This is a genomic window from Streptomyces gelaticus, assembly GCF_014649535.1.
In the GTDB taxonomy this organism is placed as follows: domain Bacteria; phylum Actinomycetota; class Actinomycetes; order Streptomycetales; family Streptomycetaceae; genus Streptomyces; species Streptomyces gelaticus.
In genome coordinates, this window is sequence record NZ_BMTF01000018.1 from 148,073 (window position 1) to 153,365 (window position 5,293).

Here is a 5,293-nt window from a genome sequence, read left to right on the forward strand (position 1 = left end):
ACACGTGGGCGGGGTGGCCCGGATCGATCCTGATCCGGGCCACCCCGCCCACGTCTGTCCCTGTACGTACGTCCTCCGTACGCGGCCTCAGCCCGCGAGGAGCTTCTTCACCGAGGCGGCCACCCGGCCGCCGTCCGCGCGCCCCGCCACCTTCGGGTTCACGATCTTCATGACGGCGCCCATCGCGCGCGGCCCCTCGGCCCCGGCGGCCCTGGCCTCCTCGACGGCGGACGCCACGATCGCTCCCAGCTCGTCGTCGCTCAGCTGCTTCGGCAGGTACGCGTCGAGGACCTCGCCCTCGGCCTTCTCACGCTCGGCCTGCTCGGTCCGGCCGCCCTGCGCGAAGGCTTCGGCCGCCTCGCGGCGCTTCTTCGCCTCCTTGGCGATCACCTTCTGCACCTCGTCGTCGGAGAGCTCGCGGGCCGTCGTGCCGCTGACCTCCTCCTTCGTGATGGCGGTGAGGGTCAGCCGCAGCGTGGACGAGGTCAGCTCGTCACGCGCCTTCATGGCCGTGGTGAGGTCTTCCTTGAGCTTGGACTTGAGCGTGGTCATGTACTGATTGTGGCAGGTACGGGGCGAGCGGCGCCCGCCGGTTTTCTGTCGGCCGTGCGGTGTCTGCGACGATGGGCGCATGCGCGCACGCTACGGAGTACCCCTGAAAGTCACGGCAGTCGGCGCGGCGATCGGCGCAGCCGGTCTCGCCTACGCCGCCGGATTCGAGGCCCGCTCGTTCCGGCTGCGAAGGGTCACCATCCCCGTGCTCCCGCACGGGGCACGCCCGCTGCGCGTGCTCCAGGTCTCCGACGTCCACATGGTGAGCGGCCAGCGCAAGAAGCGCACCTGGCTCCAGTCACTGGCCGGCCTGCGCCCGGACTTCGTCGTGAACACCGGCGACAACCTCTCCGACCCCGAGGCCGTGCCCGAGCTGCTCGACGCGCTCGGTCCGCTGATGGAGTTCCCCGGGGTGTACGTCTTCGGCTCCAACGACTACTACGGCCCCAAGCTCCGCAACCCTGCCCGCTACCTCCTCGAAAAGGCCCAGGGCAAGCACGGCCTCAACGGGAACGCGCCCGCGGTCGGCGTCGTCCACAACCCGTGGGAACCGATGCGCGACGCCTTCGACGAGGCGGGCTGGCTGGGCCTGTCCAACACCCGCGGCCGCCTCAAGATCGACGGCCTGGAGATCGCCTTCACCGGCCTCGACGACCCGCACATCAAGCGCGACCGCTACGCGGAGGTGGCCGGCGGCCCCGAAACAGGCGCCGACCTCTCCATCGGCGTGGTCCACGCGCCCTACCTGCGCTCCCTGGACGCCTTCACCAGGGACGGCTACCCCCTCATCCTGGCCGGTCACACCCACGGCGGCCAGCTCTGCATCCCCTTCTACGGAGCCCTGGTCACCAACTGCGACCTGGACACGGACCGGGTCAAGGGCCTCTCCACCCACTCCGTCGACGACCGCCGCGCCTACCTCCACGTCTCCGCCGGCTGCGGCACCAACCGCTACACCCCGGTCCGCTTCGCCTGCCCGCCCGAGGCGACCCTGCTGACCCTGACGGCCCGGGACTGAGGCCCCCGACCGCCGGCCCGGCCCCTTCCCCGGCCAGCGGCACAGAAACCGGATTTCGTCTGCGGGCGCGGGTGGGCTAAAGTAATCGATGTCGCCGGGACACCGGCGACGATCGGGGTGTAGCGCAGCTTGGCAGCGCGCTTCGTTCGGGACGAAGAGGTCGTGGGTTCAAATCCCGCCACCCCGACAGCCGTAAGACCAGGTCAAGGGCCTGATCCGAAAAATCGGATCAGGCCCTTGAGTGGTTTCCGGCCGTCTTGGGAGCCGTTTGGGCATGACCTCCGACCGGACCCGCAAGGCCAGCTGCAGTGGGTCAATGCCGGCCACCCGGCACCGCTGCTGATCCGTGGCCGCGCCGTGGTGGACCGGCTGGAGAGCCCGACCACCTTGCCGGTCGGTTTCGGCGGTGAGGACCTGGTAGTCAGCGAGCGGACGCTGCGGCCCGGGGACCGGCTGCTGTGTTTCATCGACGGCCTGATCGAAGAGCATCAAGCCGGTGGGGAACAGTTCGGTGAGGAGCAAGTCATCGAGAGCACCAACCGAGTCGTCCGTGACCACACGGCGGTGCGGTCGGTGGTGCGCGTGCTCTCCCACACCTTGAAGCAAGAACGCGGCGGCGTCACCAGCGACGACGCGACCATCTTCCTCATCGAGTGGCGCGGCGGCGACGCCGACCATCTCGCCACCCTCGGTTGTGGGGTCACCGGACCGGACGGCGATGGGCGGAGCGGCGCATGCGCATGGTGATGTAGATGAGGTCCGCCACGAACAGCACGATGCCGATGACGAGCAGGAAGAGCAGTCCGTCGACGGTGGCACCGATGATGCCCAGCACGATCGCGATGATGATCAGGGCCAGGAAGAGCGTCATGAGGGCTGCGCCCTCTGTCGGTTGGGAAGCTCAGCGGCGGGCCAGCTGGCGTTCGCCGTTCGCCCCGGGCTGGTAGGGGAGGTCGTAGTGCCGGAAGACCGCCTCCTCGTCCTCGGCGGGAAGTACGTCGTCGCTGCCGGTCGAAGGGCACTGCTTCACCAGCGCCTTGTCATGGGCGACCTTCACGTAGCCCGGCCCCACCGTCGCACCGTCCAGGGGGACGAACACCAGACGGTGTCGGGTGGGCAGGCCGACGCGGACCTTGGCCATGGCCGGCTGGTCGGTGCGGGTGTCGACGTAGATCGCCTCCAGCTCACCGATCCTGTGGCCCCGCGTGTCCACCACGTCGTGGGTCCGCCACTCGCGGATGTCCGCCATCTGGATCACGCCGGCTCCTGGTGGTGTGTCGCTGGTTCGGCGGGCGTGGCGACAAGGATCTCGGCGGCTTGGGTGACGTTGCCGACGTCGACCGCACGGGCCATCGCGACGCGTGCCGCGTCGGGTGTCGTGTCCGGGGGCACCACCAGGAGGGCGAAGTGGTCGTTGTCGCCACGGGTGATGAGGACGGTGTCGTCGCCGACGGGGAAGGAGTCGAGGCGCACGACCCGGTCGTCGACGATCACACGCGTCGGCACCTCCTCCCAGGCGTCCGCGTCCAGGCCGACGCGTGTGACGGGGCCGAGGTGCGCGGTGAGCGCCCGGATCAGGGCGGGCAGCTCGGTCGCGATGTCGCGGGAGCGGGGCCACCAGGCGCCGTCGAGGACGCCTTCGCGGGAGTGGGTCGTCTGCAGCCGGAGCATGGCCGTGCCGGGTTTCACCGCTCGGTGGATCTCGTCCGGAAGGAGCTTCGGAGGGGTGGGGGCGTCTGATTCGGCCATGGTGGGATCGCCTGACTACGCGGCGCCGCCGACGCCTCATGGCCGACGAGACACCGCCGTGTTTCTCACGGTACCCGCATACCTGCGGTCATGCCCTTGACCATCGGGCGGGCGGTGTTCCCGGTGGGAAATCACCTGGTCAGAACGGCTCGTCCGACCACTGGGCGGAGTACGCTGAAAGTACCGGGAGTAACTCGAACACCCGCTCCCACGCGGACGTCGTTTCCGGCGATACAAGACACTGGGCCGCCCTGCAGGGCGGCCCGGAGACGGGTCCGCGATCATGACCGCCACCCTCGCGCCGCTGCTTTTGGCGCGCCTTTCGCTGACACCGAAGACCACGCTCGCCGGCCTCCTGGACGGCGCTTGGTGGCCTCGCTCGCGTGACCTCACCGTCGAGCTTCCGCCCCTGGTCGACGCGCTGGAGGAACGCTACGGACGCATCACACGCGTCACGGTGAACCCCACCCGCTGGCCCGTCGTCCCGCACAAGGTTCCTGCCACCGGGCACACCGTGCACGTCGGCTGGTTCACCGAACAGGATCCCGACAAGATGATCCTGCTCTCCTACACCGTCGGCCGCTGCGACCTGCTGGTGATCCCGCCCGAGGCCGAACCCGCCGCAGCCGCCCGGCTGCTGACCGCCGCCGCCATCCCCGGCAGCGTCCTGTCCGCCGGAGTCCTGATGTCCGACGAGGCCGCGACCGGCCGCCGTATGCGGGACGCCCGCAGCAGCGAGGACGCCTGGGAGACCGACGGCGGGTCCGCACCGGCGCCACTCCGGCACCCGGTCGTCGGCGCGCGGATGATCCCCATGCTGGGAATCCCGCGGAGGTGACCCCATGGAAACCCTGATCACGATCGCCGCGATCGCCCTGCTGATCGCGCTCGGCATGCGCCTGATCCACCGGCTCAACGCCCAGCACGACGCACGCATCGCCGCCCACCACTTCGGCGACCCCTTCCAGGCCGTTCGCCGGCCGCCCGGCCACAGCCACCCCACACCGACGGAACGAGCCGCCCACCGCCGGCTCACGGGCACCTGGCCGTGAGCACGTCTGACCACTCCTCCGACCGAAGGCCGCGGGTGAGGCACCCGACACCCGGGACAACCCACCCGCCGGTCTCTCGCGCATGAAAGGACTCGGTCATGGCGACACTCCGCGAGCGACAGGTCTACCGCGAACGGGTCCTGACCGCCCTCTACGAAGCCACCGAAGGCAACCGTCTCCTCGGAGTCCCGGGACGGAAGCTGCGGAACGACCTGCGCATCCCGGAGGAGGACCTGGCCGCCGCCTGCACCTACCTCGCCGGCGAGGACCTGATCACCGTCGACTGGGAACCCGGCAACACCCCCGCGATGGTCTCCCTGACACACCAGGGAATCCGGCGCATGGAGGCCGAAGAGGAAGAACGCGGCTGAGCCTGACTGCCCACGGGCCCGCTCTCCCTGTCGGCCTGCCCGGCCCGCAGTCGTACAATTCCCGGCCCGCAGTCGTACAATTGAAGACGGATCGAGCACGCTCACGTGTGACGATCCGGAAGGGCGGCCTCGGCGGAGTGAATGCGCTGGGGCCGTTGTGACGACCGCCGCCACGAGGCCAGCGCGGGCGCTGGTCGCGGAAACCTCCGGCACCGGGGAGGACCTGGCACTCGACATCGACAAGGTAGCGGCGGGTGCCCTCTCCCAAGCCCATGGCACGGGTTCGCTCCCGGTGGGCATCGTAGGTGCGTCCCTCCTGGGAGCCGTCCGGGAGCCGACTTGTTCCCCAAGCCCCCGCGACACCGCCCGAGCCCACCGCGCACCAACGCTGTGGCCAGGCGAAACGGCAAACCGGCCGGTGAGGAATCGGACCGAACCTCATTCGGGACGAAGAGGTCGTGGGTTCAAATCCCGCCCCGTTATGTTTTCCGCGGTCCTGCAAGAGGGCCGCTGGCCTCCGGGCCCGGCATGACTGTTGCCCCCTGTCGAAC

General features: G+C 69.8%; 8 protein-coding genes, 1 tRNA gene and 1 pseudogene. 6 read left to right on the forward strand and 4 right to left on the reverse strand.

The window, feature by feature from the left end:
• Window positions 1-87: 87 nt before the first annotated feature.
• On the reverse strand, window positions 88-552 hold the full coding sequence (locus IE107_RS24310; RefSeq protein WP_189546240.1) for a GatB/YqeY domain-containing protein: 465 nt from the start codon (window positions 550-552) through the stop codon (window positions 88-90).
• 79 nt (window positions 553-631) lie between these two features.
• Between IE107_RS24310 and IE107_RS24315 the strand changes: the two genes are divergently transcribed.
• The 3 genes and pseudogenes from IE107_RS24315 to IE107_RS24325 form a co-directional block, all read left to right on the forward strand.
• Window positions 632-1,570: a metallophosphoesterase gene (locus IE107_RS24315; RefSeq protein ID WP_189546243.1), complete on the forward strand. Its 939-nt coding sequence runs from the start codon at window positions 632-634 to the stop codon at window positions 1,568-1,570.
• Window positions 1,571-1,683: 113 nt separating this feature from the next.
• A tRNA-Pro gene (locus tag IE107_RS24320) sits at window positions 1,684-1,757 on the forward strand.
• A 110-nt stretch (window positions 1,758-1,867) separates the two neighbouring features.
• Window positions 1,868-2,317: pseudogene (locus tag IE107_RS24325) on the forward strand (PP2C family protein-serine/threonine phosphatase); the annotation flags it as partial.
• On the opposite strand, the gene IE107_RS24330 reads toward IE107_RS24325, so the two are convergent.
• The 3 genes from IE107_RS24330 to IE107_RS24340 are packed head-to-tail and all read right to left on the reverse strand — an operon-like array spanning window position 2,271 to window position 3,319.
• Window positions 2,271-2,441, reverse strand: coding sequence for a hypothetical protein (locus IE107_RS24330; RefSeq protein ID WP_189546245.1), 171 nt, complete (start codon window positions 2,439-2,441; stop codon window positions 2,271-2,273). The pseudogene IE107_RS24325 and the gene IE107_RS24330 sit on opposite strands and share 47 nt — an antisense overlap.
• Before the next feature lie 30 nt (window positions 2,442-2,471).
• On the reverse strand, window positions 2,472-2,828 hold the full coding sequence (locus IE107_RS24335) for a PRC-barrel domain-containing protein (protein WP_189546247.1): 357 nt from the start codon (window positions 2,826-2,828) through the stop codon (window positions 2,472-2,474).
• Window positions 2,825-3,319: a DUF5994 family protein gene (locus IE107_RS24340; protein WP_189546249.1), complete on the reverse strand. Its 495-nt coding sequence runs from the start codon at window positions 3,317-3,319 to the stop codon at window positions 2,825-2,827. The genes IE107_RS24335 and IE107_RS24340 overlap by 4 nt, the downstream gene beginning before the upstream one ends.
• A gap of 283 nt (window positions 3,320-3,602) precedes the next feature.
• On the opposite strand from IE107_RS24340, the gene IE107_RS24345 reads away from it, so the two are divergent.
• The 3 genes from IE107_RS24345 (at window position 3,603) to IE107_RS24355 (ending at window position 4,742) form a co-directional block, all read left to right on the forward strand.
• Entirely contained in the window at window positions 3,603-4,157 is a 555-nt protein-coding gene (locus tag IE107_RS24345) for a DUF5994 family protein (protein WP_189546251.1), read from the forward strand.
• Window positions 4,158-4,161: 4 nt separating this feature from the next.
• Entirely contained in the window at window positions 4,162-4,371 is a 210-nt protein-coding gene (locus tag IE107_RS24350) for a hypothetical protein (RefSeq protein WP_189546253.1), read from the forward strand.
• 98 nt (window positions 4,372-4,469) lie between these two features.
• Window positions 4,470-4,742, forward strand: coding sequence for a hypothetical protein (locus IE107_RS24355; RefSeq protein WP_141303074.1), 273 nt, complete (start codon window positions 4,470-4,472; stop codon window positions 4,740-4,742).
• Window positions 4,743-5,293 lie beyond the last annotated feature (551 nt).